Source organism: Celeribacter sp. ULVN23_4 (genome assembly GCF_054788345.1).
Window position 1 is genome coordinate 19841 of record NZ_JBTVYO010000008.1, and the last position, 23032, is coordinate 42872.

The following is a 23032-nucleotide window of genomic DNA, read 5'->3' on the forward strand; positions in this document are numbered from 1 at the left end:
GGTCACAAGCCCCGCCGCAGACAGGAGATCAATCCTTAGATCAATCTTCCAGCGGAGCGCGGCTTTCGACGATCTCGTCGATCAGACCGAACTCTTTCGCATCTTCCGGCGACATGAAGTTGTCGCGTTCCAGAGCGTCCACAACCGTCTTCATGTCCTGACCCGTGTGTTTCACGTAGATCTGGTTCAAACGATCTTTGAGTTTCTGGGTTTCCTGCGCGTGGATCATGATGTCGGTCGCCTGGCCCTGATAGCCACCGGACGGTTGGTGCACCATGACGCGGGAGTTCGGCAGCGAGAAGCGCATGCCTTTTTCCCCGGCGGTCAGCAAGAGCGAGCCCATGGAGGCCGCCTGCCCCATGACGAGGGTCGAGACCTTCGGACGGATGTATTGCATCGTGTCGTAGATCGAGAGACCGGAGGTCACGACACCGCCCGGGCTGTTGATGTACATGGCGATCTCTTTCTTCGGGTTTTCCGCTTCGAGGAAGAGAAGCTGGGCGCAGATCAGCGAGGACATGCCGTCATGCACCGGGCCGTTCAGGAAGATGATGCGCTCTTTGAGCAGGCGCGAGAAGATGTCGTAGGCGCGCTCGCCACGGCTCGTCTGTTCGACCACCATGGGAACGAGGGTGTTCATATAGGTATCAATCGGATCTTTCATCGGGCCCTGCCTGTTGTATCAACTGATGTGTTAGCTCGTAAGTGTTACCCGAGTCTTAGTATTGGACCGGGGGGGCTGCAAGAGCGCCTGCGCGTTGAGCGCTGACCGGCTTGCGCCTTTTCCGCACAGCGACAAGCGCGGATCGCCCTGACGACCTTGCTGATTCATTTAAAAACAGCGTGTTACACCCCGAACTTTAGCGCAGAAACACGACCAAGCATATTGCCTTGCATCCGGTGTTGCCGCTTTGCCTCAAATTTAGACAAAATTTTTGAAAGTTGTACGGTCCGGCGCGCCTCCCCATCGAGACACGCCGGAGAAGAACCTTATGCCGCAAGCTCCGGAAGCGCCACGAGGTGGTTGTCCCACGCCAGCCCCGGCACCGCGTTCAAAGGCCGCATATCTTCCTTCATCGCCAGCAGCGCGCCGAAGCCGTCGGAGCCGAGATAACCATCGCCCATCGGCGCAAGCCCACAGACATCCCCACGCACCACTGCGCCAAGGAAAGTGCCATCCGCCGCGAACCGGTGAATTCGCCCGCCACGCGGCGAGCTGATCGCGACCTCGGAGCCATCACCGGAATGCGAAACGGAGCCCGCATAAGCTTTCATCGCATATTGCTCACCCATGTCGGCCTCGGCCAGAACCACCTCTTCGCCGCGCCGGTGCAGGCCCAGAAGCGGCACGAGATCCATCTCGTCGCCTTCCCATTGCATCGCAAATGCGACCTGCTCATCCGGCGCAAGCGACAGGTGGCGGATCGAGTTCTTGTGCAACTCAGGGGCCAGCACATGTTTCTCGACCAGCGTGTAATCCCGGGAAAGATAGACCAGCGACGGCTCCATCTCCTCGATGTTGAGCTTCTGACGCCCTTCGCCAATGTCCGGATGAGTGAAAATCCCGCCATTGGCGACGACCAACGTGCCGTCGGACAGCTGTTTGACGTCATGCGGCCCGATGCCGTGGGCCGCGACTTCCCCCACGCGCTTGTAATTCAGCCGACGATCCCAGATGCCCAGCACGCCTTTTTTATCGGCGTAATTGTTCTCCGGCGTCAAAAGCAGATCGCCGTTTTCCACGAACAAACCATGCCCCATAAAATGCCGCCCCTCGGGCGCATCGAGCCGGTGGGTGATCCGCCCGGTGGCGCAGTTCACCACCACAGCGAAAGTGCCGGGACGGCGGGCGAACGCCACGGCCTCGGGCTTGAGCGGATGGGCGGCGGCGGCATGGCCGCGGGCCGGAAGCGGCGCGCGGAACAGGATTTGCGCCTGTGCGTCGAGGCCGTAAAGCGCATAGTCGCCGGAAGCGTCCTTGGCGGCACCGAGAAAGGCGGGAGAGCCCGCATCGGCCCAACTCAGGCGCGGCACAACGGTGGCTGCAAGCGCAGCTTTGAGGAAAGTACGGCGTGAAGTCATAGTCTGTTATCCAGTATCTTTTTGTTCTTGAGTGATACGCGCGACGGCTCAGTCGCCGTCGGAGGCGTTAAATCCGGCAGACACGCCAAGCGGCAAGCCGACCTCGTTGGCCAGATGGCCGAGAATGGTGGTGATGTTCTGGCCGATGATCTCGATCTTCAGCCGCCCCATCGGGTCGCCCGCGCCTTCAAAGGACGGATCGTTCAGATCTTCCGCCAGCGCGATGGTTTTCTCGAAAGCCGCCTCAGAGAGAGGCAGCTCCCCCGGCGCGAGTTTACGCGCCAGATCGCGGGCGGCTTCGAGTTGCAGAACCACGTTACGCTCCGAGCGCTCGGAGCGCCGCGCTTCGGCGCGGCCCGGACGGGGTTTCTCGAACGTGCCGATGGGCCGCCCGATGCGTTGATCACGGGTGTTTTGCAGCGATGTGGTGAGCATGGTGTAAAGCGCTTGCACGCTCTCGGTCTTTGTCAGGTACAGCGGATGCGGTGCCTCCCCCGCCATCAGGAGCGTCTCGGCAAAACCATCAGGCTCCGTCCATTCCGTCTCGATCGCGCCGCCCATACGGTCCAGATCATGCGCAATGGCCTGCACCAAATGACAAGCATAGCTGCCGTCAGAATAGGCGTCGAACTGATCGTCATAGAGCATGTATTCCAGCGCAAACAGGCCACGCACAGCGATGGAGGCCGTGGCGAATTCTTCTGGGTCTTCGATCACCGGGTCTTCGTCTGCGATGTAGCTTCCCAATGTACGCGGGATCATGCCCTTTTTATCCGGCCAGAACGCGATGGCGAGGATGCGCCCGTTCGCTTCGACCGGCCCCATATGCAAATGTTGTAGCCCCATCCACGCGTCAAACGCCGCATTATAGGCGGGTTTCACGGCCTCAGGCATACAGGAGCCCCCCGCCGCCGCGTCCAGCTCTGCCGTTGCCGCAGCAAAGGCTTTCACCGCAGGCACCGTGTGTTCATTCACCGCTCGGTCCAGCGCGTCACTCAGCGGATCGGCGGCCAGCGGAGACGCAAGCGCAAGAGGGAGGAAACAAAGGGCAGTCAGCGTGCGCATGGAATGGTCCTTCAGAGGCTTTCGATAAAACGGATCAGGGCGGCCCGATCTTCAGGCGGCATCTCCGTCACGGCGTCACGCGCGGCTTGCGCCTCGCCCCCATGCCAGAGAACCGCTTCAAGAAGGTTCCGCGCCCGTCCATCATGCAGGTAGGTGGTATGCCCTGAGACGCGCGCCGTCAAACCGATCCCCCACAAAGGTGCGGTGCGCCATTCGCGCCCGGTAGCCCGGTGCTCGGGACGGTTGTCGGCGAGACCTTCGCCCATGTCATGCAGAAGCAGATCCGTGTAGGGCCAGATCAACTGAAAAGACTGCGGCGCACTCTTCGCCCCATCCAAACGGGCGGTCACAAATTTTGGTGTATGACAGGAGGCGCAGCCGGTGTCATAGAACAGCGCCTTACCGCGCAGGACTTCGGGATCATCCACGTCCCGGCGTGCGGGGACAGCGAGATTGCGGGCATAGAAGGTCACAAGGTCCATTCCGGTCTCGTCGATCTCATCGCCACGCACATCCCCGGCCCCATTGGGCGCTGAGAGACAGGCCGCCTGCTCCACTGTGCAGTCGCCAGAGGGCTGCGGAAAGAGCGGAGAGGAGATGCCGATATCGCTGTGAAACGCGGAGGCCGATTGCTCCTCCACCGTCGGCTCCCCAGCCTTCCAGCCGAACCGCCCGAGCATCACCTGCTCGTAACGCAGAGACCAGACAAGGTTCGGACGCCCGGAGATCCCGTCCCCGTCCCCGTCCCCGTCCGCATCTTCAGGATCGGCATTGGCGAGGATATCTTCCGCCGGGATCGCCTCAAGAAGGCCAAGGCCGATCATCTGGTTCGCCACACGCGGCGAAATCTGCACATCGTCCGGCAGCGCACCGAAACCGGGATTTGATATCGTGTACAAAGGCTTGCGGAGCGAGACTTCCTCACCGCCTGAAAGCGCAACGGGAATTTCCTCATAGGACATCTCCATCCGACCCTCGGGCGTGAAACCGGCGAGCGACAAGTCCTGCAACTGGGAGCCATAGCCCGGCACCGGACGGCTGCGTTCCGTCGCAGCCTCGCCGTCAAGCGCAGCAAGGTAGCGTTCCAACTCGGTCAAAGGCGCATCGCCCGCAGGCACCGAGAGGCGCAGGAACATAGAAGTTCGATCATCCTCCGCCCCCTCCGGCGGATGGCCGCGCCCATCATTGACATGGCAGCGCTGACAGGAGCGCGCATTGTACAGCGGCCCCAGCCCGTCGGAAGCCTTTGTCGAAGAGGGAGAGGAGACCCAGAGCTTGGCAAACAGCGCATTGCCCAGCTCGAAATCCAGCTTGTCGTCAAACGGCAGTGTGCTCGGCGGCAGGGAAAAGGCCGTGTCATCGCCCGGATCGGTCACCGTGCCCGCCCCGCCCTGATTGCGTTCAAACGCTTCCGCCGCCTCGAATGCCGTCGTGGGCGCAGTCACAGCCGCCACGCGCGCACGCTCAGCCTCCGTGCGCGACACAGAGGACAGATGCGGATCAGATGTCGGGAGGGTTTGTGCCAAAGCGCCCTGCCCCGAAAGGGACAGGACCAGCATGGCAGCCGTCTTACTCGGCTTCGTCCATAGAGGCCGCGTTAAGCAGCGCATAGCCTTGCTCGCCAAGACGGTTGTAGAGATCGAGCTGGGTTTCGAGAAAATCAACATGGCCTTCCTCGTCGGCAATCAGCTCTTCGAAAAGCGATTTCGACACATGGTCACCGACAGATTCGCAGTAGCTGCGCGCCTCATTGTACAGCGTCAGCGCGTCATGCTCGCCAGCGAGATCCGCCTCGAGCGTTTCTTTCGGGGTTTCACCGATCCGGAGCGGATCGAGTTTCTGAAGATTCGGATGGCCTTCGAGGAAGATGATCCGATCAATCAGCTTGTCGGCGTGGTTCATCTCTTCGATGCTTTCCTCGCGCGACTTCTTCGCCATCTTGGCCAGACCCCAGTCTGCCTGAAGTCGGAAATGCAGCCAGTATTGGGATACAGCGGTCAGCTCGGACCGGAGTGCTGCGTTCAGGTACTCGATGACCTTTGCGTCGCCTTTCATGGGATTATCCTCTCTTCATGCGGTGTTCCTTAAGCCCGCGCAGTTCGGCAGGCACCTCAAGGTTATCATTTTGACGCATGGTGGAAAGGAAAAGCGACATACAGCCACCACAATCGGGCTTTTTGCCCAAAGCGTGGTAAATCTTGCCCGGCGTGATGATCGTTTCCGGGTCAGCGGCCCGCATCCAGTCGATCGCGGCATGAACATCGCGGTCAGAGATGGAATTGCAGGAACAGACGATCATGTGAACCTCCGGTGACTGTGGCATAAGCACTGCTCGACAGGTGTTTGCCCCTGCCTTGAAAGGAACAGGCCGGAAGGAGGTCCCCCGGCCTGTCTGCCAAGATTTACTGGAAGACAGCTTCCGGGTTGTCGAGACTGTCGGAGCCTTCAACTTCGATCTCGGAGCCGGTCAGCAGCGTCACAGCACGCTCAAACTCGCGGGTCTGGTCGACCAGCGCATTCACGGCGGACATGATCAGCTCTTCCCCGGCTTCGTTGCCACGGCCCAGCATCTGGTCATAGGAGAAACCGGCTTCGGCAGCGGCTTTGATTTCGCCCAGTTCGGCCATGGTCTTGTTTACAGCCGACGCGATATCACCTGCCAGCGCATCGTCTTTGGATGCAACAAGGCTTTCGAGGCTCTCGCCAGACACCTGCGTACCGTCGATCCGGGTGTAACGACCGAAATAGACGTTATGGATGCCCATGCCGTCGTAGTAATGCGAGTTGTAGGTGTTGTCGGAGAAGCAATCGTGTTCTTCTTCCGGGTCGTTCAGCATAAGACCGAGCTTCATACGCTCGCCCGCCTGCTCACCATAAGACAGAGAGCCCATACCGGTCAGCATCGCGGTGATGCCAGCCGCCGGATCGGAGACCACGGCCTCACGCGCTTCGCCGCCTTCGGCCCATTGTGCAGTCATCCATTCCAAATCAGACACCAGAAGCTTGGTCGCAGCGGTCAGGTAGGCGGCGCGGCGATCGCAGTTGCCGCCGGTGCAGTCGTCGCCGGAGAGGTAATCCGTGTAGGACCGCTCACCTGCGCCATGCTCCGTGCCATGAAGGTCTTGGCCCCAGAGCAGGAATTCGATGGCGTGGTAGCCGGTTGCGACGTTGGCTTCGACCTCATCCGCCTCATGCAGCGTGTCGGCCAGAAGCTCCGGCGTGATCTCGGTGGCGTCGATTTCCTCGCCGGAGATTTCGAATTTCGGGTTGGCGATGACGTTCAGAACAGCCAGCGGGTTCTCATCGGTCGCGCCGCCGTAGGAGCCATCCACGTAGTCGATCAAACCTTCGTCGAGCGGCCAAGCGTTCACTTTGCCTTCCCAATCATCGACAATGGCATTGCCGAAACGATAGACCTCGGTCTGTTGGTAAGGCACACGCGCAGCAATCCACGCGGTTTTGGCGATGGTCAGCGTCTCGTCGGACGGTGCGGTCACGAAGGCCTCGATGGCGGCATCCAGCTCTTTCGCCTTGATCAGCGCGTCGCCATAGGTGGCTTCAGCAATGTTGGCGTAGTTGGTCACCACTTCAGCTTCGCCGGCGAAGGCGGTGGCGGGCAGAGCGGCGGCGATCATGGCCGTCATCATACGTTTCATCAAGTATCGTCCCTATTTTCGCGTCCGAACACGCCCCCTTGCGCAGCCGAACTGTATTCAGATCCGCGTGTTTTATCACGCACTCCGGAATTATCTGACTTCTTTGATCAGATAAGTCAATCCTGATTGTTTTGATAGGAATATGAAACGTGAGTGACGCACGCCCCGAAAGCGCATCAGGCAGGATGATTGTTTATTATTAATCAAGCGACTGACGATAACGCTTCAAAGCGACCGCCACCACCAACACAAGGATCACCGCAATCGCCAGCATATTCGTCGCCACCTCGGCAAACCCCGCCCCCTTCAACATGACCTTGCGCACGAGCCGCAGGAAATGCGTCGCGGGAATCGCCGTGCCGAGCGCCTGTGCCCAACCCGGCATCGCCGCGAAGGGGAACATGAAGCCGGACAGAAGCACGGTGGGCAGGATGGTGAAGAACGACAGCTGCATGGCCTGCATCTGGGTGCGCGCCAGCGTCGAGACGAGAAAACCGATGGCGAGATTGGCGATGATATAGAGGTTGAAGCCCAGAAAGAACGTCAGGAAGGAACCGGTGAACGGCACATCAAACAGCGCGCGTGCGGCCACAAGAAACACAAGCGTCTGCACATAGCCGACGAGCACATATGGTAAAATCTTACCCAGCATCACTTCGGACGCCAAAACCGGCGTCGCAATCAGGCTTTCCATCGTGCCCTTCTCGCTCTCGCGCACAATGGCCACGGCTGTGATCAAAACCATCGTCATCGCGAGGATGATCGCCAAAAGCCCCGGGACGATATTGGTCGAGGTTTTCTGCTCAGGGTTATAGGCCCGGTGCACGATCAGATCGAAGGGCGCATCGGAGCTGGCGGAGGAAGCGAGGGGCCCTGACAGGCTCTGCGCCATCGCCGTCTCCATCACCCCGCTCATCGCCCCGATTGCGCCGGAGGCGGCCACAGGGTCGGAGGCATCGACGGTCAACAACAGCTCCGGCGTCAGCCCCCGGATCATGTCGCGTTCGAACTGCGGCGGCACGGTCAGAACCACCGTGGCCGTCCCGTCTTTGAGCGCCTCTTCGCCCTCGGTTTCCGAGGTCACGATGCCAATGAAATCGAAATAGTCCGATGTGTCCATGGCCGCTGTCAGGCTCCGCACCATCGGGCTTTCATCCGCCACCTCGACCAAGGTCGGCAGGTTGTGCGGATCGGTGTCGATGGCATAGCCGAAGAGCAGAAGCTGCATCACCGGAATGCCGATCATCATACCGAAGGTCACGCGGTCGCGCTTCATCTGGATGAACTCTTTCATAAGAACACCAAGGAAGCGCGCGACGGAAAAGACATCGCGTTTGCGGCTCATTGCACGCCCTCCTGCACTCCGAAATTGTCCTTCGCACCGGCCATGAGATAGATGAACGCCTCTTCCAGCCCCGCGCGTTTTTCCACCCACTCATGACTGCCGTGCGCCCGTTCCCGCTCAGCAAGCGCCACAAGCGCAGCGCGATCCGTGCCGGAGACATGAAGTTCCGCACCAAAGCGGATCACCTGCCCCGCACCGTCTTCGACCTCAAGCCGATCTTCCAACGCGGTCAGGTCCGGGCCGGTGGCGACAAAGGTCGAGAGGCCAATCTGGCCGGGAATGTCCTGTGCCGCACCGTCGATCAGTTTCTTGCCATAGGCGATATAGGCGATGTGGTCACATTGCACCGCCTCGTCCATGTAGTGGGTCGAGACCAGAACCGTGACGCCCCGCGCCGCGAGCCGCCGGATTTCATCCCAGAAATCACGCCGCGCCTTCGGGTCCACGCCCGCTGTCGGTTCATCGAGGAGCAAAAGATCGGGATTGTGGATCATGCAGGCCGCCAGTGCGAGCCTCTGTTTCCAACCGCCCGAGAGCGTTCCCGCCAGTTGCCCGGCGCGCCCCTCAAGTCCGAGATCGCGCACCGCCTCAGCGACAATGGCCTTGCGGTTCTTCATCCCGAACATCCGCGCCACGAAATCGAGGTTTTCGGCAATGGTCAGATCTTCGTAGAGCGAGAATTTCTGGGTCATATAGCCGACGCGCTTTTTGATCGACCGGCTGTCCCGCACGATGTCGAGGCCCAAACAAGTGCCCTCGCCCCCGTCCGGCGTCAAAAGCCCGCACATCATGCGGATCGTCGTGGTCTTTCCCGACCCGTTCGGCCCGAGAAAGCCATAGATTGTCCCCTTCTCGACCTCCATATCGAACCCGTCCACGACCTTCCGGTCGCCGAAAATCTTGGTCAGCCCTTTGACCGAAATGGCAAGATCACGCGACATGGCTCACTCCTGCGCTCACTTTTGACCGGACACGGCACCGCGCGCATCGACCGTGATCGGCTGCCCCGGCTGCACCCCGTCCGGGTCGATCACCTCCGCCTCGACACGGTAGACAAGACGCCCGCGCTGATCGCTCGTGTAGAGGATTGGCGGGGTGTATTGCGGATCGGAGGCAAGTCGGGTGATCTTGGCCGTCAGGTCGTCTGCGCAGCCATCGCAGGAAACCTCCACGGTCCCGCCAGGTGACAGATCCGCCCGCTCGCTTTCAGGCACAAAGAACAGCGCCGTCATCTGATCGGGCGGCAGGATCGACACCACCGGCGTGCCGGACGAAGCCACTTCGCCGACCTCATAGAACACCTTTTCGACCTGCCCCGTGACAGGCGCATAGATCATGCTGTCCTCGAAATCCGAGCGCGCCAGATCGACCTGCGCCCGAGCCGCCTCCACTGCCGCCTCGGCTGCGCGCCGCTCGGCATCGCGAGCCGGTAGTTCGGCCACCGTCAATTCCGCCTCAAGCTGCACGACAGCGGCCTGCGCCTCATCCACCGAGGCCTGCAAATCATCCACCCCGGCTTGCGTCGTCGCACCTTTGGCCAGAAGCGCCTTGCCGCGCTCCAGCCGGGTCTGCGCAATCCCAAGCGCCACGCGCGCCTGATCCAGAGACGCCCGCGTCACGGCGACCTCGGCGTCCCGCGAGCCGGTCGAGAGGTTCTCCAGCGTCGCCTCGGCCTCCGCCAGTTGCGCCTGCGCCGCTCTGAGCGCCGCGCGGGTCTGATCGCTTTCGAGTGAAAACAACAACGCGCCCTTGGCGACCTGATCGCCTTCCGTGACGCCAATCTCCTCGATCCGACCTGCGTAGGCCGGGGCCGCATAGGTGAACTCACCTTCGATATAGCCGTCATAGACATGTGCGGGCGGCGCGTTGAAACCGGGGTAAATCGCAGCGATCGCAGAGACGATCCAGCTTGGAAGATCAGCCATGAGAGGCCTCCTGTTCAGATGCGGGAGCCTCAGGCGCGAGCCCCGCGAACAACACGGTCAGATGGGTTTCGAGCAGCCGCGCGATGCCGATATCCTCGGGCGTTCCGCCTTCGGGCAGGATATCGAACACATCCGCCAGCAGCACATGCATGAACACCGGCCCAAGCAAGGAGCGCACCACCATTTCGGGGTCCACCCGACGGATATAGCCGCCCTCAACGCCCTGCCGGAACAGTTCTGTGAGCGCTGGAACGGCGCGTCCGATCACTCTTTCGCGGTAGATTTGAGCCAGCTTCGGATGCGTCGCGGCTTCCCGCACCACAAGTTTGGGCACCGCGAGAATGCGGGGATCGGAGACCCGCGCGGCAAAGAGCGGCACAAAGCGTTTGAGCAAGTCGCGCGGATCGCCGCGATAGCCTTCGATCTGTGCCACAACCTCCCCCACGATGGGGCCGACCGCGCGTTCCACCAGCGCTTCGATCACCGCGTCTTTCGAGGAGAAGTAGAGATAGAGGACGCCTTTCGAGACCCCAGCCCGCCGCGCGATCTGTTCGACCGTCGTGCGATCAAAGCCTTGCTCCGTGAAAAGGTCGAGCGCCGCGTCGAGCAATTCCTCCGGCCGCGCCTCCTTGCGACGCCGGAATTTCGGGGCCGTGCCCCTCTCATCCTGCCCCGTCATGGTCGCCTCCCGAGTCGCGATGAATTAAATAACTGACCAGTCATTTATTAAAACTCAACTCAAAAGTAAAGACCGATCCCAATCGCAGCGCGTCACGCAAGTTTCATGCGCAGCGCCTAAAAGATGCACATTGGATGCGACATTTCGTTTCAAGAGAAAGCCTGAGAAAATCATAGAGTTGCGACCGGAACGAAACCCATGCGACGATTGATATATATCAACGCCTCGGGGGCCCAACCCCGTAATTCTGCTCCAAAATACGCAAGTCTTTCACGCCAAGCGCCAAGATATATAAAGGCCCAGCCATGACCCAGAACGCCGAGAAGAAACCCGGCACCAAACGCGCCGATTTCACACCGCTCGTCGATCAGACAAAGACCACGGGCACCGGTCCGATCCGCAGCCAAATCCCGCAATATGTGACCCTCACCCCGCCCTGCGCGGCAGCCTGCCCGGCGGGAGAGAACATCCGCGAATGGCTGGCTGAGGCAACCGCAGGCAATTACCGCAGGGCTTGGGATATTCTCACCGCGCAAAACCCAATGCCCGCTGTACATGGCCGTGTGTGCTACCACCCCTGCGAAGGCGGCTGCAACCGGGGCGAGGTCGATGCCTCCGTCTCCATCCACGCGATTGAGCGGTTCTTGGGCGACATGGCAAATGAACAAGGCTGGCAATTCAAAGCGGTGAACCCGCCGTCGGGCAAAAAGGTGCTGGTCGTTGGTGCAGGTCCCTCCGGTCTGTCCTGCGCCTATCACCTCGCCCGCCTCGGTCATGACGTCGAAATCCGCGAGGCCGGGCCCGTCGCAGGCGGCATGATGCATTTCGGCATCCCCGCTTACCGCATGCCGCGCGAAGAGCTGGCACAGGATGTGGCCCGGATCGAAGCCTTGGGCGTCAAGATCACCCTGAACCACAAGGTCACTGACCTGATGGCCGAAAAAACCGACGGTGGGTTCCACGCCGTCTACCTCGCCATCGGCGCGGGCGCGGGCAAACACGTTGATATCCCGGCGAAAGAAGCGCCGAAAATCCTCGACGCTGTGAACCTTCTCTCTGACACCTCCAAAGGCGACGCCCCGCTTCTGGGCCGCCGCGTTGTGGTCTATGGCGGCGGCAACACCGCGATGGATGCCGCGCGCACCGCCAAACGGCTTGGCGCAACGGAAACCCTGATCGTCTACCGCCGCGACCGCGAGCACATGCCCGCCCATGAGTTCGAGGCCGACGAGGCCATGGCCGAGGGCGTCAAGATCAAATGGCTCACCACGATCAAAGAGATCGACGGCGATGAGCTGAAAGTCGAGCGCATGGAAATCGGCGAGGATGGCCGCGCCCATCCAACCGGTGAATATGACACGTTGACCGCCGACGCCGTGGTTCTCGCGCTGGGTCAGGAAACAGACAGCACCTTCCTCAAATCCGTCCCCGGCTTGGAGTTCTCTTGGAACGGCACGGTCGAGGTCGGCGATAACCGCATGACCGGTTGCGAAGGCGTTTTTGCGGGCGGCGACATGGTTCCCGACCAGCAATCCGTCACCATCGCCACCGGCCATGGCAAACTGGCCGCCCGTCACATCGACGCTTGGCTCGCAGGCACGACCTATGTCGCCTCCGAACCACCCGCGCTTGTCACCGCCGACATGCTGCACCTGCCGGTTTATTCAGACGTGGACCCGAAAGAACAAGCCGCGCTGGCGACCAGCAAACGGGAAGGTTTCGACGAGGTCCTGAGTGGCCTGTCGGAAAAAGAAGCCCGCTATGAGGCCTCGCGCTGCTATTCCTGCGGCACGTGCTATGAATGTGACAACTGCTATGCCGCCTGCCCCGAGGATGCGATCACCAAACTCGGGACCGGTCAGGGTTATGAGATCGACCCGGCAAAATGCACGGGCTGCCAGTCCTGCTTCGATCAATGCCCCTGCCACGCACTCGAAATGATCCCGGAGGTCTCCCATGCTTGACCACGCCAACAGCCCCGCCTCCAACACGCCCGTTCAAGCCACGATGGACGGCAACGCCGCCGTGGCCCATGTCGCTTACCGGGTGAACGAAGTCTGTTCGATCTACCCGATCACCCCCTCCTCTCCGATGGCGGAGCTCGCGGATGATTGGACGGCTCAGGGCGTCAAAAACATCTGGGGCGATGTGCCCGTCATTCAGGAGATGCAATCCGAGGGCGGTGCGGCAGGCACCGTGCACGGCTCTTTGCAAGCGGGCGCTCTGACCACGACCTTCACCGCCTCGCAGGGCCTCATGCTAATGCTGCCCAATATGTTCAAGATAGCGGGCGAACTGACCCCGACGGTCTTCCACGTCGCAGCGCGCTCTCTTGCAACCCACGCCCTGTCGATCTTCGGCGATCATGCCGATGTCATGGCCGCGCGCTCGACGGGGTTTGCCATGCTCGCCGCCGCCTCCGTGCAGGAAGCGCATGACTTGGCGCTCGTCGCCCATGCCGCAACGCTGAAGGCCCGCATCCCGTTCATCCATTTCTTCGACGGCTTCCGCACCTCGCACGAGGTCAACACGCTCTCGCTGATCCCGGACAGCCAAATCCGCGCGATGATCGACGACGATCTGGTGCGCGCGCATCGCAAACGCGCCCTGTCGCCGGAAAACCCGTTCATCCGCGGCACTGCGCAAAACCCCGACGTGTTCTTCCAATCCCGCGAAGCCGCCAACCCGTTCTACGCCGCTGTGCCGGACATCGTCGATGAAGAGATGATGAAGCTTGGCCAGATGACCGGCCGCACATATCGACCGTTCGACTACACCGGCGCGCCGGACGCGACCCGAGTGGTCTTCGCCATGGGCTCCGGCGTCGACGTGATCCGCGCAACGGTCGAGGATTTGGTCGCGAAAGGCGAGAAAATCGGTCTGATCACGGTGCGGCTCTACCGGCCATTTTCGGCCAAGCATCTCTTCTCCGTCCTCCCGGACACGGTTGAGAAAATCGCCGTGCTCGACCGTTCGAAAGAGCCGGGCACCACGGGCGAGCCGCTCTATCTCGACGTGGTCTCCGCCCTTGCCGAAGCCGTCGCCACAGGCGACCGCGCCACGATGCCGCGCGTGATCGGCGGGCGCTATGGCTTGTCGTCCAAAGACTTCACCCCGGCGCAGGCCAAGGCGGTGTTCGACAACCTGTCCAAAGAGAAACCGAAAACCAATTTCACCGTCGGTATCCATGATGACGTCTCCTTCACCTCGCTGAAGGTCGATCCGTCCTATGACATCGAGAAAGACAGCGTCGTGCGCGCGGTGTTCTACGGTCTTGGCGCAGACGGCACAGTCGGCGCGAACAAGAACTCCGTGAAAATCATCGCCGCCGAGCCGGATCACTATGCGCAGGGCTACTTTGTCTACGATAGCCACAAATCGGGCGCTGTGACGGAAAGCCATCTGCGGTTCGGCCCGGAGCCGATTGATACGCCTTATCTCATCACCTCCGCCAATTTCGTCGCCTGTCACCAATTCCATTTCCTGATGAAAATGGACGTGTTGAAGCTGGCAAAACCCGGCGCGACCTTCCTGTTGAACTCGCCCTATGGGGCGGAGGCGACATGGGATCGACTGCCGCGTTCCGTGCAGCAGGGGATCATCGACAAGGGCCTTAAGTTCTATACCATCGACGCCACCGCCGCCGCGCGCGAATTGGGCCTTGGCGGGCGCACCAACACGATCCTTCAAACCTGTTTCTTCGCCCTTTCCGGCGTCCTACCGCGCGAGGAGGCCATCGCGAAAATCAAATACGCGATCGAGAAGACCTATTCGAAAAAAGGCCGCGAGGTGGTCGAGAAAAACTTCGCCGCCGTCGATGGTGCTCTGGCTGGCTTGCACGAAATTCCGGTTCCTGCCGCGCCGACAAGCGTCATTGAGCGCCCATCGCTCGTTTCCGACGATGCGCCGAGCTTTGTCAAAGACGTGACCGCCAAGATGATGGAGGGCATCGGCGACGACATCCCTGTCTCCGCCCTGCCCGTCGATGGCACCTTCCCCTCCGGCACCGCCGCTTGGGAAAAACGCAACGTGGCCGACGAAGTGCCGGTCTGGATCGCGGACGAATGCATCCAATGCGGTCAATGCTCCTTTGTCTGCCCGCATTCCGTCATCCGCGCGAAGTATTTCGACGAAGACTTGCTCGCAAACGCACCAGAAGGCTTCAAATCCGCTCCGGTCAACGCGCGCGGCTATCCGAATGCCGAGTTCGCCTTGGAGTTCTACCTTGAGGACTGCACCGGCTGCGGTCTCTGCGTCGAGGCCTGCCCGGCGATCTCGGAAGACGATCCAAGCCACAAAGCCATCAACCTGCACCTCAAGGAAGACCTGCCGGAGAAAGAGCGCGAAAACATCGCCTTCTTTGAAAGCCTGCCCGTCAACGACCGCTCACGCGTGGACTTTGCGAACGTGCGCGGGGTTCAGTTCCTAGAGCCGCTGTTCGAATTCCCCGGTGCCTGCGCGGGCTGTGGTGAGACACCCTATGTCAAACTCCTCAGCCAGCTGTTCGGCGACCGGCTTATGGTCGCCAACGCCACCGGCTGCTCGTCGATCTACGGCGGCAACCTGCCAGTCACCCCCTGGACGAAAAACGCCGAAGGGCGCGGCCCGGCCTGGGCCAATTCGCTCTTTGAGGACAATGCCGAGTTTGGCCTCGGTTTCCGCCTTGCTGCCGACAAACAGACCGCACTGGCGAAAGACATTCTCAAACGCCTCGCACCGGAGGTCGGCGAAGATTTGGTCAATGAAATCCTCACCGCGCCGCAGATCCGCGAATCCGAGATCCGCACCCAGCGCGAACGCGTGGGGCTTTTGAAAACCAAACTCCTCGCCCTCCCACGGACAGAAGACATCGAACACCTTCTCTCGCTCTCTGACCACCTCGTCAAACGCGCGATCTGGCTCGTGGGCGGCGATGGCTGGGCCTATGACATCGGTTACGGCGGGCTCGATCACGTCCTCGCCTCCGGCCGCAACGTCAACATCCTTGTGATGGACACCGAAGTCTATTCGAACACCGGCGGTCAGGCCTCCAAAGCCACGCCTCTGGGCGCCATCGCCAAATTCGCCGCAGCAGGCAAACGCACCAACCGCAAGGACATGGCGCTGCAAGCCATCGCTTACGGCAATGTCTATGTGGCGCAGGTCGCTCTGGGCGCCAACCCGCAGCAAACGCTCCGCGCCTTCCGCGAGGCCGAAGCTTGGGACGGCCCCTCGATCATCCTCGCTTACTCGCATTGCATCGCCCACGGGATCGACATGCGCAAAGGTCTGAACCAACAGCAAAAAGCGGTGAAATCCGGCTATTGGCCGCTCCTGCGCTATGACCCGGCGCTGCATGGATCGGGCACGCCCCCCTTCATGCTCGACAGCCCGCGCCCGACCCTGCCGTTCAAAGACTACGCCTACGGCGAGCTGCGCTATCGCCAGCTCACCCAGACGCGGCCCGAGGAAGCCGCCGAGCTTCTGGAAATGGCACAGGACGGCATTCTCGACAAATACCGCACTTACGAGGAATTTGCCGAGATGGAAAAAGGTCCGGACCCGAGCCGCGTGATGGGCACGGGATCGTTCTGATCCTCAGACAGCCCCCAGAGACACCACCCGAAGACAACGCCCGGTCCATTTCGGTCCGGGCGCTTTCCTTTGCGGCGACCAATTCCCACTATGGGAATTATTCTTGACAATTCCCATAATGGGAACTACTCAAAGCCATGAGAGTTCTGTCGAAACGTACATTACGCGAATTTTGGGCCAAACACCCACGGGCCGAGAAACCTTTGACGATCTGGTATGACCATGTGCTAGCCGCACAATGGGAGAATTTTGCCGATGTCAGAAATAGTTTCAACTCGGCGGATAAAGTCGGGGACCGGATCGTCTTTAACGTCAAAGGCAATGACTACCGTGTCGTCGCCTATGTCGTATACGCACCCTATTATCGCGTCCTGATCAAATTCGTCGGAACACATGAAGACTATGACGCAATCGACCCCGGAGAGATATGATGGAGAATATTCGACCGATCAGAACCGAAGACGATCTGACATGGGCCCTCTCTGAGATCGAGGCCTATTTCGTCACGCCGCCCGCGCCGGGAACAGCGGAGGCCGACCGCTTCGATGTCCTCACCGACCTGATCGAAAGCTATGAGGATCGCCATCACGCCATCGAGACTCCCGACCCGGTCGACGCACTTTTTTTCTACATGGAAGAAACCCACAAGAACATCACTGAGCTTGGGCACGTCCTAGGTTCGCGTCCTCGTGCAAGCGAAGTGATGTCGCGCAAACGCAGGCTGTCCCTCGATATGATCCGTAAAATCCATGCCGCATGGAAAATTCCTTCTGACACGCTGATTCAGCCATACCATCTGGATGTTTGAGCACCTCTTACCACACTCCCCACACATTTCGGACACTTCCCTCGGAACAACTTGCGTTCCGGCGGGTTTCCCCTAGGTATGGACCTAAGCGGAAAGCTGCTCTTCCGCGCCTGTATGCTGTCTTTAAAGGGACCGAGCCATGTTGACACGCCGCCATTTCATCCAGACCTCCACCGCGCTGTTTTCTGCGACAGCGCTTGGCACGGTGGTCGGCTCCCCCGCCATGGCCGCAACCAAAAGCGATTGGGATGCTTGGGACGCGGAGGTCACTCCGGCAAATTTCAACCTAGAAACCTCGAACCCCTGGGGTCTTCACAGCCGTTTCCTGCCGCAACGGGTCGAAGCCAATTACGGCCTCACCCCCGGCGATATCCATGTCGATGCCGTGGCGCGCTATCTCTACCTCATTGAAGAAGGTGGGACCGCGATGCGCTACGGCGTGGCGATCGGGCGCGACGGGCTCTACACCCCCGGCACCTACAAAATCAAACGCAAGGCGAAATGGCCGACCTGGACGCCGACCGCGAACATGATCAAACGGGAGCCGGAGATTTACGCACAATTCGCCGATGGTATGGATCCGGGCCCGCAGAACGCCCTCGGCTCGCGCGCGCTCTACCTTTATGTCGGCAACCGCGACACCTATCTGCGCATCCATGGCACCCCCTACCCGCGTTCCATCGGCACCCGCGCCAGCTCCGGCTGCGTGCGCATGGTCATGGCCCATGTCATCGACCTCTATGAGCGTGCTGAAGTCGGCGCGACCGCGCATCTCTACCCGGCCGAACATTATGTGACGGCGGAAAGCTGATACCAAAGGCCAGACCCAAAGCAAAAAGACGGCGGATCACTCCGCCGTCTTTTTGTATCTAAACACTTGTCTCGTAACACCGACCAGAGGCGCAGATCACATCGCCGTTTCAAGCGGTTCCTGCACCTGAGCACAGATCACACGCCCATCGGTCGCGCGCAGCGGCAAAAGCGTGGTCTCGACCGGACCGTCGTGCTTGTACCAATAGCAGCCGTCCGCCGGGTTCAGCTGCACGGCGGAAAGGTTCTGTGTCGGATCGGCCAATGCAATGACACTCTCCGGCACCTCCATCAAATAACCGTCTTCGGTGGTTTTCGGCATCGGCGCAGCGCAGCCCGCCAGGGTCAGAAGTCCAGTCAGCACCAGAGCGTATTTCATCCGAAGGTATCCTTTCGCAGTCCTTACCCCCTCTTACCCTGTATTTTTGCACAGGAAAACGACCCTCAGAAACTTTCCCGTGAGCGTGACCGAAACGCCAGAGTGGGGAAATTGGGAGTATGGAGGTGTCAGGTGTATCAACTTTGTGCGGTTAGGGCCAGCTTTGTATCCAACATCGACGCAGTCCTTTTGGTCAGACGCGGTTCACATAGAATTGTCGCACAGCGATCGACAGCATCGCGATGATCGAAATGCCGGCTCCAACGAGAAAGGGTGTTGCGGATCCTTCGTTTTGCCAGAGCCACCCGGCGAGCGTATTTCCCAGAAGTACAACCAAGCCGGTCACAAGATTGAAAGTGCCAAAGGCGCTCCCCTTAAGATGGTCCGGCGTCGCGGAAGCAATCATTGTGCCCAGCAATCCTTGCGAAAACCCCATGTGCAACCCCCAAAAGACGGTCCCGAGCACATAACCCCATACAGTCGCAGCGAACGCGAGCGTCAGATGCCCAGCAATGAGGAACCCAAGGCTCCAGATGAGTAGGCCTAACGTTCCCACCCGGTCCGACACCCTCCCCACAGGAAACGCCGTTAGGGCGTAGGCGGCGTGCATGATAATGAGCGACAGCGGAACCCATGAGGGTCTGAAACCCGCCTCAAGCCCCTTCAGTAGCACGAAAGCCTCACTAAACCGGGCCAGCATAATTATCGAGGCTAAGCCGATCACGGCCCAGACTGAACGATTGAGCCTGAGTGCATCAGAAAGCCGGAAGTCACCGCGCTTCATCGGGTAGTTTTCCGCTGGTTCTTTCACAAAGAAGATCAGTACGAACATGCAGAGCGCTGCGGGTATAACCGCGACCAAGAATACCGCCTGAATGTCTCCAGCGAGCAGGATCATTGCCCCCACCGCAACGAGCGGCCCCAGGAAACCACCGATGGCGTCGAGCGACTTCCGCAACCCGAAGCTCGCCCCACGGATCTCCGGCGGGCTCACAGCGGCAACCAGTGCGTCGCGCGGCGTGCCACGAATACCTTTGCCTACCCTATCCATGGCTTTCGCTAGAACGATCTGGTCCAAACTAATAGCCCAGGGAAAAACAAAGCGAGACAGCGCCCCCAGCCCGTAACCTAGAACCGCCAGCGGCTTTGCCCGCTTGCTGATATCGGCCAGCACGCCAGATAGGAATTTGGTCATGGTGGCGACCGCGACTGACAAGCCCTCAATGAAACCAATCGCTAAGGCTGACGCTCCCAGACCGCCCGCAAGATAGAGCGGGAGGAGCGCGTTAATCATCTCAGAGGAGACGTCCATCAGTAGACTTACAAAACCCAGCATCCAGACTGTGATAGGAATAGGCAGACGTTTCTGGACGCTAACGGTCTGGACAGTTGAGGAGGAAGTCATAGCAGCTCCAAAGAGGGTATGTTTCTAAAAGTAAGTTCAGGCATCACAAATCAATGGCAAAAAATCCGCAAACCTGCCCCTAAAGCGCAACGCGTGACAACACTGTAAAACGCAACACCACAACAGCCCCCATCCCGGCCCGACAATAATCCGACAAAAGTCCGACGCTTTGCCGACAGGGTCAATTCACCGGGGTCGGCAGCGGTTTGCCCTCAAAAAACGCGATGAGGTTGGCGCATTGTGCAATCGACATGTCGCGGCGGGTTTCCACGGTCGAGGAGGCCTGATGCGGCTGCAAAAGCACGTTGGGCAGCGCGATGAGGCGCGGGTCCACATGCGGTTCATTGTAGAACACGTCGAGGGCAGCGCCTGCGATTTTACCGGTTTCCAACGCCTCGATCAGCGCCTCTTCATCGATACAGGTGCCACGGGCGATGTTGATCACCACCCCGCGCGCGCCGAGCGCTTCAATCGCCTCACGCGACAGGTATCCCTTGGTTTTGTCGCCGCCCACGACAGCGACGACCATCCACTCCACGGCACGCGCCAGAGACACCACATCCTCGCCGTGATAGGTCCATCCCTCCGGCGTGTCCTTGGCGCTGCGCGAGGTGTAATGCACCTCCATGCCAAAGCCTGCGCAGCGATCCGCGATGGCGCGCCCGATCCGGCCCATGCCCGCGATCCCGACGGCGGCACCTGACATTTTTCTGTTCAAAGGCAATTCCTTACCGGATTTCCACGTGCCATACCGCACCCAGGCATCGCCTTTGACGATCTCACGCGACCACGCCAGCATCATCGCCAAAGCAAGGTCCGCCACATCCTCGTTGAGCACGTCGGGCGTGTTCGTGACTTTGATCCCGCGCGCTGTCGCCGCAGCCACGTCGATGGCGTCATAGCCCACGCCGAATTGCGAGATTATCCCGAGGTTCGGAAACAGATCCATGGTCGCCCCATCGATCGGCTTGTGCCCCTTGTTGGCAATGGCTTTCACCGCCGCCCGCGCCTCATCCGACATCGCCGCGCGTGCCTCGGGCGTGCCCGCCAAAACCGCAGAGCCGACCGCCTCGATCCGGGCTTTTTCGTCATCGGAAAAATACGGGGCGGAAATAAGAATGGCGGGGTGGGTCATGATCAGCCTCTCCTCTCAGGATGCAAACTTGGGCGCAAACTTGGCCGCAAAACGCGGGTGTTGCATTTTTCCTAAGCGATCCTTCCGCATAAGAAAACCAAAGCCGCGTAAGTTGCGCGAAAAATATGACACGCATGATCTAAAGCGGCGCAAAAACACACAAGCATCACATCACGAGCACGCCAATGCCCATACGTAAACGAGGCAAGTTTCCCGCCCCCATCCCTTGACCTCACCTCTCACATGTATATACACCGTATAGGCATGAAGGGGATGATCATGGCTCCAAAAAACAAAAAAGACAGTTCACTTATTATTCGGCTGCCAAAGGAAGACCGCGATGCGTTCGTGGCCTTGTGCGAAGACATGGACACCTCCGCCTCTCGCGAGTTGCGCGACCATATCCGCAAGTTTTTAAAAAAGAATTCCAAGAAAGGATCGTAACCCGTGAAAACGCTTCTCGTTGCCAACAGCAAGGGCGGTTCGGGCAAAACGATGACGGCAATCACATTGGCAGCCGCTCTCCGAGCCAATGGCAAGCGCGTGACCATCGCCGATGCAGACCCGCAGCAATCCGCGCGCATGTGGGGCAAACGGCGGTCGGCCTATGCCGCCCATATCCCGGTTTTGAACTGGTCCGAAAACGCGCAGCCTTCGGTGCCGAAAAAGACCGAATGGCTGGTGATCGACAGCGGCGCAGGGCTTGAAAGCGATGCCGCCAAGGTGCTTCTCAAAGACGCCGACGTTATGATCACGCCGATCATGGCCTCCATGTTCGATGAGCTGGCAGTCAAGCGTTTCCTCAAATCCCTGAGCGATCTGAAACGCATCCGCAAAGAAAAGGTGGACATCATCCCTATCGGCTCGCGTATCGACCCGCGCCGCAAGGACGGGCGCCTGCTCAAGGAGTTTCTCGAAGCCAACGGGCAAGAGCTTGCGACGATGATTTCGGAGCGCGCGGCTTACATTGATCTGGCCCGCGAAGGCCTATCGATTTTTGATCAGTCTCAGGCGAAATATCAGCCGATGAAAGAGCAGTGGAAACCCGTACTCAAACGGCTCGGCGTGAAGCTCTGAACCTGCCCCCAAGTTTTCCTACCTCTGGCTCCATGATCGATGGCTGACAGCATGCGGCCAATCTGTCACGCATATGTCATGGCCGGGCACTAGACCGCCCGGACATCGACCTGACTGAGTACGGAGCCTGCCATGATCCCCACCGCCTTTACCGCCCCCGGCCGTTTCTGGCGCGGCAACCTGCATACGCATTCGACGCTGTCCGATGGTTGTCTGGACCCCGCCGAGGTCTGCCGTCGTTACAAGGCGGAAGGCTATGATTTCATTGCACTGACCGATCATTTCATCGGTATGTATAGCTATCCGCTGGCCGACACACTGCCGTATCGGGAGACTGGCTTCACCACCCTTCTGGGCGCTGAATTGCATTCCGGGGCGATGGAAAACGGCGAGCTTTGGCATATTCTTGCGGTCGGTCTACCCACAGATTTCGAGCCTTCGAACTCTCCGGGCTTCCTGCCTGTCGAGGATCAGGAAACCGGGCCGGAGATTGCACGCCGCGCACGCGACGCGGGGGCTTTCGTCGCCGTCGCGCACCCACAATGGTCAGGCATGAGCCTATCAGATGCGCGCTCCATCGAGGCGGCCCATGCGGTCGAGATTTACAACCACGGCTGCGCCATGGGCTGTGACCGGGCCGACGGGGCGTTTTATGCTGATCTGCTTTTGTCTGAAGGGCGCGACCTGAGCCTGATCGCCACGGACGATGCGCATTTCACCGAGCCCGACCATTTTGGTGGCTGGGTGATGGTGAAAGCCGAAGACCTAACGCCGGACGCGCTGCTGGAAGCGCTCAAGCGCGGCGATTTCTACAGCTCCCAAGGCCCCGAACTGCGCCACGTTGAGGCCAGCAAAGGCAGCGTCATCGTCGAAAGCAGCGCCGTCTCTTCGGTCATCGTGCAGGGTCACGGGACCGCCGCAACCGCCGTGCACGGCGACAGCATGACCCGCGCCGAGGTGCCGCTTCCCCGGCTTTACAACAGCCCTTGGCTGCGCGTCACCGTGATCGACCGCGCGGGCAAACGGGCATGGTCCAACCCGATCTCGAACCCCGGCTTCGTGGGCAAATCCTAAAACGCGCTCAAAATTCAG

22 protein-coding genes are annotated in these 23032 nt (G+C 60.1%); 8 read left to right on the forward strand and 14 right to left on the reverse strand.

The window, feature by feature from the left end:
- Positions 1–40 precede the first annotated feature (40 nt).
- The 11 genes from ACYBHZ_RS15775 to ACYBHZ_RS15825 all read right to left on the reverse strand — a co-directional run bounded on the left by ACYBHZ_RS15775 (position 41) and on the right by ACYBHZ_RS15825 (position 10752).
- Positions 41–664: an ATP-dependent Clp protease proteolytic subunit gene (locus ACYBHZ_RS15775; protein ID WP_460275249.1), complete on the reverse strand. Its 624-nt coding sequence runs from the start codon at positions 662–664 to the stop codon at positions 41–43.
- 326 nt (positions 665–990) lie between these two features.
- A complete protein-coding gene (locus ACYBHZ_RS15780) occupies positions 991–2082 on the reverse strand; it encodes a DUF1513 domain-containing protein (RefSeq protein WP_460275250.1) in 1092 nt (363 codons plus the stop codon).
- Between the two features lie 48 nt (positions 2083–2130).
- The gene (locus tag ACYBHZ_RS15785) at positions 2131–3147 is read right to left on the reverse strand and encodes an imelysin family protein (RefSeq protein WP_460275251.1); all 1017 of its coding nucleotides are present in this window, start codon (positions 3145–3147) and stop codon (positions 2131–2133) included.
- Positions 3148–3158: 11 nt separating this feature from the next.
- Complete coding sequence (locus ACYBHZ_RS15790; protein ID WP_460275252.1) at positions 3159–4706, reverse strand: di-heme oxidoreductase family protein; 1548 nt, start codon at positions 4704–4706, stop codon at positions 3159–3161.
- A 10-nt stretch (positions 4707–4716) separates the two neighbouring features.
- Positions 4717–5202: a bacterioferritin gene (bfr, locus tag ACYBHZ_RS15795; RefSeq protein ID WP_460275253.1), complete on the reverse strand. Its 486-nt coding sequence runs from the start codon at positions 5200–5202 to the stop codon at positions 4717–4719.
- Positions 5203–5206: 4 nt separating this feature from the next.
- A complete protein-coding gene (locus ACYBHZ_RS15800) occupies positions 5207–5446 on the reverse strand; it encodes a (2Fe-2S)-binding protein (protein WP_460275405.1) in 240 nt (79 codons plus the stop codon).
- Positions 5447–5549: 103 nt separating this feature from the next.
- Complete coding sequence (locus tag ACYBHZ_RS15805) at positions 5550–6803, reverse strand: imelysin family protein (RefSeq protein WP_460275254.1); 1254 nt, start codon at positions 6801–6803, stop codon at positions 5550–5552.
- 199 nt (positions 6804–7002) lie between these two features.
- Positions 7003–8148, reverse strand: coding sequence for an ABC transporter permease (locus ACYBHZ_RS15810; protein ID WP_460275255.1), 1146 nt, complete (start codon positions 8146–8148; stop codon positions 7003–7005).
- Positions 8145–9089: an ABC transporter ATP-binding protein gene (locus ACYBHZ_RS15815; RefSeq protein ID WP_460275256.1), complete on the reverse strand. Its 945-nt coding sequence runs from the start codon at positions 9087–9089 to the stop codon at positions 8145–8147. The genes ACYBHZ_RS15810 and ACYBHZ_RS15815 overlap by 4 nt, the downstream gene beginning before the upstream one ends.
- A 15-nt stretch (positions 9090–9104) precedes the next feature.
- Positions 9105–10073 carry an HlyD family secretion protein gene (locus ACYBHZ_RS15820; RefSeq protein WP_460275257.1) on the reverse strand — a complete coding sequence of 323 codons (969 nt, stop codon included), beginning with the start codon at positions 10071–10073 and terminating at the stop codon, positions 9105–9107.
- Entirely contained in the window at positions 10066–10752 is a 687-nt protein-coding gene (locus ACYBHZ_RS15825) for a TetR/AcrR family transcriptional regulator (protein WP_460275258.1), read from the reverse strand. The genes ACYBHZ_RS15820 and ACYBHZ_RS15825 overlap by 8 nt, the downstream gene beginning before the upstream one ends.
- A 305-nt stretch (positions 10753–11057) precedes the next feature.
- Between ACYBHZ_RS15825 and ACYBHZ_RS15830 the strand changes: the two genes are divergently transcribed.
- The 5 genes from ACYBHZ_RS15830 to ACYBHZ_RS15850 all read left to right on the forward strand — a co-directional run bounded on the left by ACYBHZ_RS15830 (position 11058) and on the right by ACYBHZ_RS15850 (position 17945).
- The gene (locus ACYBHZ_RS15830; RefSeq protein WP_460275259.1) at positions 11058–12716 is read left to right on the forward strand and encodes an NAD(P)-binding protein; all 1659 of its coding nucleotides are present in this window, start codon (positions 11058–11060) and stop codon (positions 12714–12716) included.
- Positions 12709–16326, forward strand: coding sequence for a pyruvate:ferredoxin (flavodoxin) oxidoreductase (gene nifJ / locus ACYBHZ_RS15835; RefSeq protein ID WP_460275260.1), 3618 nt, complete (start codon positions 12709–12711; stop codon positions 16324–16326). The genes ACYBHZ_RS15830 and nifJ overlap by 8 nt, the downstream gene beginning before the upstream one ends.
- 137 nt (positions 16327–16463) lie before the next feature.
- Positions 16464–16757, forward strand: a complete 294-nt coding sequence (locus tag ACYBHZ_RS15840; RefSeq protein ID WP_460275261.1) for a type II toxin-antitoxin system HigB family toxin — start codon at positions 16464–16466, stop codon at positions 16755–16757.
- The gene (locus ACYBHZ_RS15845; protein ID WP_460275262.1) at positions 16754–17134 is read left to right on the forward strand and encodes a helix-turn-helix domain-containing protein; all 381 of its coding nucleotides are present in this window, start codon (positions 16754–16756) and stop codon (positions 17132–17134) included. Before ACYBHZ_RS15840 ends, ACYBHZ_RS15845 begins: the two co-directional genes overlap by 4 nt.
- 139 nt (positions 17135–17273) lie before the next feature.
- Positions 17274–17945 carry a L,D-transpeptidase gene (locus tag ACYBHZ_RS15850; protein ID WP_460275263.1) on the forward strand — a complete coding sequence of 224 codons (672 nt, stop codon included), beginning with the start codon at positions 17274–17276 and terminating at the stop codon, positions 17943–17945.
- Between the two features lie 96 nt (positions 17946–18041).
- Here the strand turns inward: ACYBHZ_RS15850 and ACYBHZ_RS15855 are convergent, their stop codons facing one another.
- The 3 genes from ACYBHZ_RS15855 to ACYBHZ_RS15865 all read right to left on the reverse strand — a co-directional run bounded on the left by ACYBHZ_RS15855 (position 18042) and on the right by ACYBHZ_RS15865 (position 20863).
- Positions 18042–18323 carry a hypothetical protein gene (locus ACYBHZ_RS15855; RefSeq protein ID WP_460275264.1) on the reverse strand — a complete coding sequence of 94 codons (282 nt, stop codon included), beginning with the start codon at positions 18321–18323 and terminating at the stop codon, positions 18042–18044.
- 193 nt (positions 18324–18516) lie between these two features.
- Positions 18517–19728, reverse strand: a complete 1212-nt coding sequence (locus ACYBHZ_RS15860; protein ID WP_460275265.1) for an MFS transporter — start codon at positions 19726–19728, stop codon at positions 18517–18519.
- A 181-nt stretch (positions 19729–19909) separates the two neighbouring features.
- Positions 19910–20863: a 2-hydroxyacid dehydrogenase gene (locus ACYBHZ_RS15865; protein ID WP_460275266.1), complete on the reverse strand. Its 954-nt coding sequence runs from the start codon at positions 20861–20863 to the stop codon at positions 19910–19912.
- 279 nt (positions 20864–21142) lie between these two features.
- Between ACYBHZ_RS15865 and ACYBHZ_RS15870 the strand changes: the two genes are divergently transcribed.
- The 3 genes from ACYBHZ_RS15870 (at position 21143) to ACYBHZ_RS15880 (ending at position 23014) form a co-directional block, all read left to right on the forward strand.
- Positions 21143–21307 (forward strand): hypothetical protein, encoded by a 165-nt coding sequence (locus tag ACYBHZ_RS15870; RefSeq protein ID WP_460275267.1) that lies wholly within the window; start codon positions 21143–21145, stop codon positions 21305–21307.
- Positions 21308–21310: 3 nt separating this feature from the next.
- Positions 21311–21940 carry a nucleotide-binding protein gene (locus ACYBHZ_RS15875; RefSeq protein ID WP_460275268.1) on the forward strand — a complete coding sequence of 210 codons (630 nt, stop codon included), beginning with the start codon at positions 21311–21313 and terminating at the stop codon, positions 21938–21940.
- A gap of 132 nt (positions 21941–22072) precedes the next feature.
- Positions 22073–23014, forward strand: coding sequence for a PHP domain-containing protein (locus ACYBHZ_RS15880; RefSeq protein ID WP_460275269.1), 942 nt, complete (start codon positions 22073–22075; stop codon positions 23012–23014).
- Positions 23015–23032: the final 18 nt, after the last annotated feature.

Coding starts and splice junctions, on each gene's coding strand:
- ACYBHZ_RS15840 (WP_460275261.1), top strand. CDS start 16,464: ATGAGAGTTCTGTCGAAACGTACATTACGCGAATTTTGGGCCAAACAC.
- ACYBHZ_RS15785 (WP_460275251.1), bottom strand. CDS start 3,147: ATGCGCACGCTGACTGCCCTTTGTTTCCTCCCTCTTGCGCTTGCGTCT.
- ACYBHZ_RS15860 (WP_460275265.1), bottom strand. CDS start 19,728: ATGACTTCCTCCTCAACTGTCCAGACCGTTAGCGTCCAGAAACGTCTG.
- ACYBHZ_RS15855 (WP_460275264.1), bottom strand. CDS start 18,323: ATGAAATACGCTCTGGTGCTGACTGGACTTCTGACCCTGGCGGGCTGC.
- ACYBHZ_RS15850 (WP_460275263.1), top strand. CDS start 17,274: ATGTTGACACGCCGCCATTTCATCCAGACCTCCACCGCGCTGTTTTCT.
- ACYBHZ_RS15870 (WP_460275267.1), top strand. CDS start 21,143: ATGGCTCCAAAAAACAAAAAAGACAGTTCACTTATTATTCGGCTGCCA.
- ACYBHZ_RS15810 (WP_460275255.1), bottom strand. CDS start 8,148: ATGAGCCGCAAACGCGATGTCTTTTCCGTCGCGCGCTTCCTTGGTGTT.
- ACYBHZ_RS15815 (WP_460275256.1), bottom strand. CDS start 9,089: ATGTCGCGTGATCTTGCCATTTCGGTCAAAGGGCTGACCAAGATTTTC.
- ACYBHZ_RS15845 (WP_460275262.1), top strand. CDS start 16,754: ATGATGGAGAATATTCGACCGATCAGAACCGAAGACGATCTGACATGG.
- ACYBHZ_RS15865 (WP_460275266.1), bottom strand. CDS start 20,863: ATGACCCACCCCGCCATTCTTATTTCCGCCCCGTATTTTTCCGATGAC.
- ACYBHZ_RS15775 (WP_460275249.1), bottom strand. CDS start 664: ATGAAAGATCCGATTGATACCTATATGAACACCCTCGTTCCCATGGTG.
- ACYBHZ_RS15830 (WP_460275259.1), top strand. CDS start 11,058: ATGACCCAGAACGCCGAGAAGAAACCCGGCACCAAACGCGCCGATTTC.
- ACYBHZ_RS15805 (WP_460275254.1), bottom strand. CDS start 6,803: ATGAAACGTATGATGACGGCCATGATCGCCGCCGCTCTGCCCGCCACC.
- bfr (WP_460275253.1), bottom strand. CDS start 5,202: ATGAAAGGCGACGCAAAGGTCATCGAGTACCTGAACGCAGCACTCCGG.
- ACYBHZ_RS15825 (WP_460275258.1), bottom strand. CDS start 10,752: ATGACGGGGCAGGATGAGAGGGGCACGGCCCCGAAATTCCGGCGTCGC.
- ACYBHZ_RS15880 (WP_460275269.1), top strand. CDS start 22,073: ATGATCCCCACCGCCTTTACCGCCCCCGGCCGTTTCTGGCGCGGCAAC.
- ACYBHZ_RS15820 (WP_460275257.1), bottom strand. CDS start 10,073: ATGGCTGATCTTCCAAGCTGGATCGTCTCTGCGATCGCTGCGATTTAC.
- ACYBHZ_RS15800 (WP_460275405.1), bottom strand. CDS start 5,446: ATGATCGTCTGTTCCTGCAATTCCATCTCTGACCGCGATGTTCATGCC.
- nifJ (WP_460275260.1), top strand. CDS start 12,709: ATGCTTGACCACGCCAACAGCCCCGCCTCCAACACGCCCGTTCAAGCC.
- ACYBHZ_RS15780 (WP_460275250.1), bottom strand. CDS start 2,082: ATGACTTCACGCCGTACTTTCCTCAAAGCTGCGCTTGCAGCCACCGTT.
- ACYBHZ_RS15790 (WP_460275252.1), bottom strand. CDS start 4,706: ATGCTGGTCCTGTCCCTTTCGGGGCAGGGCGCTTTGGCACAAACCCTC.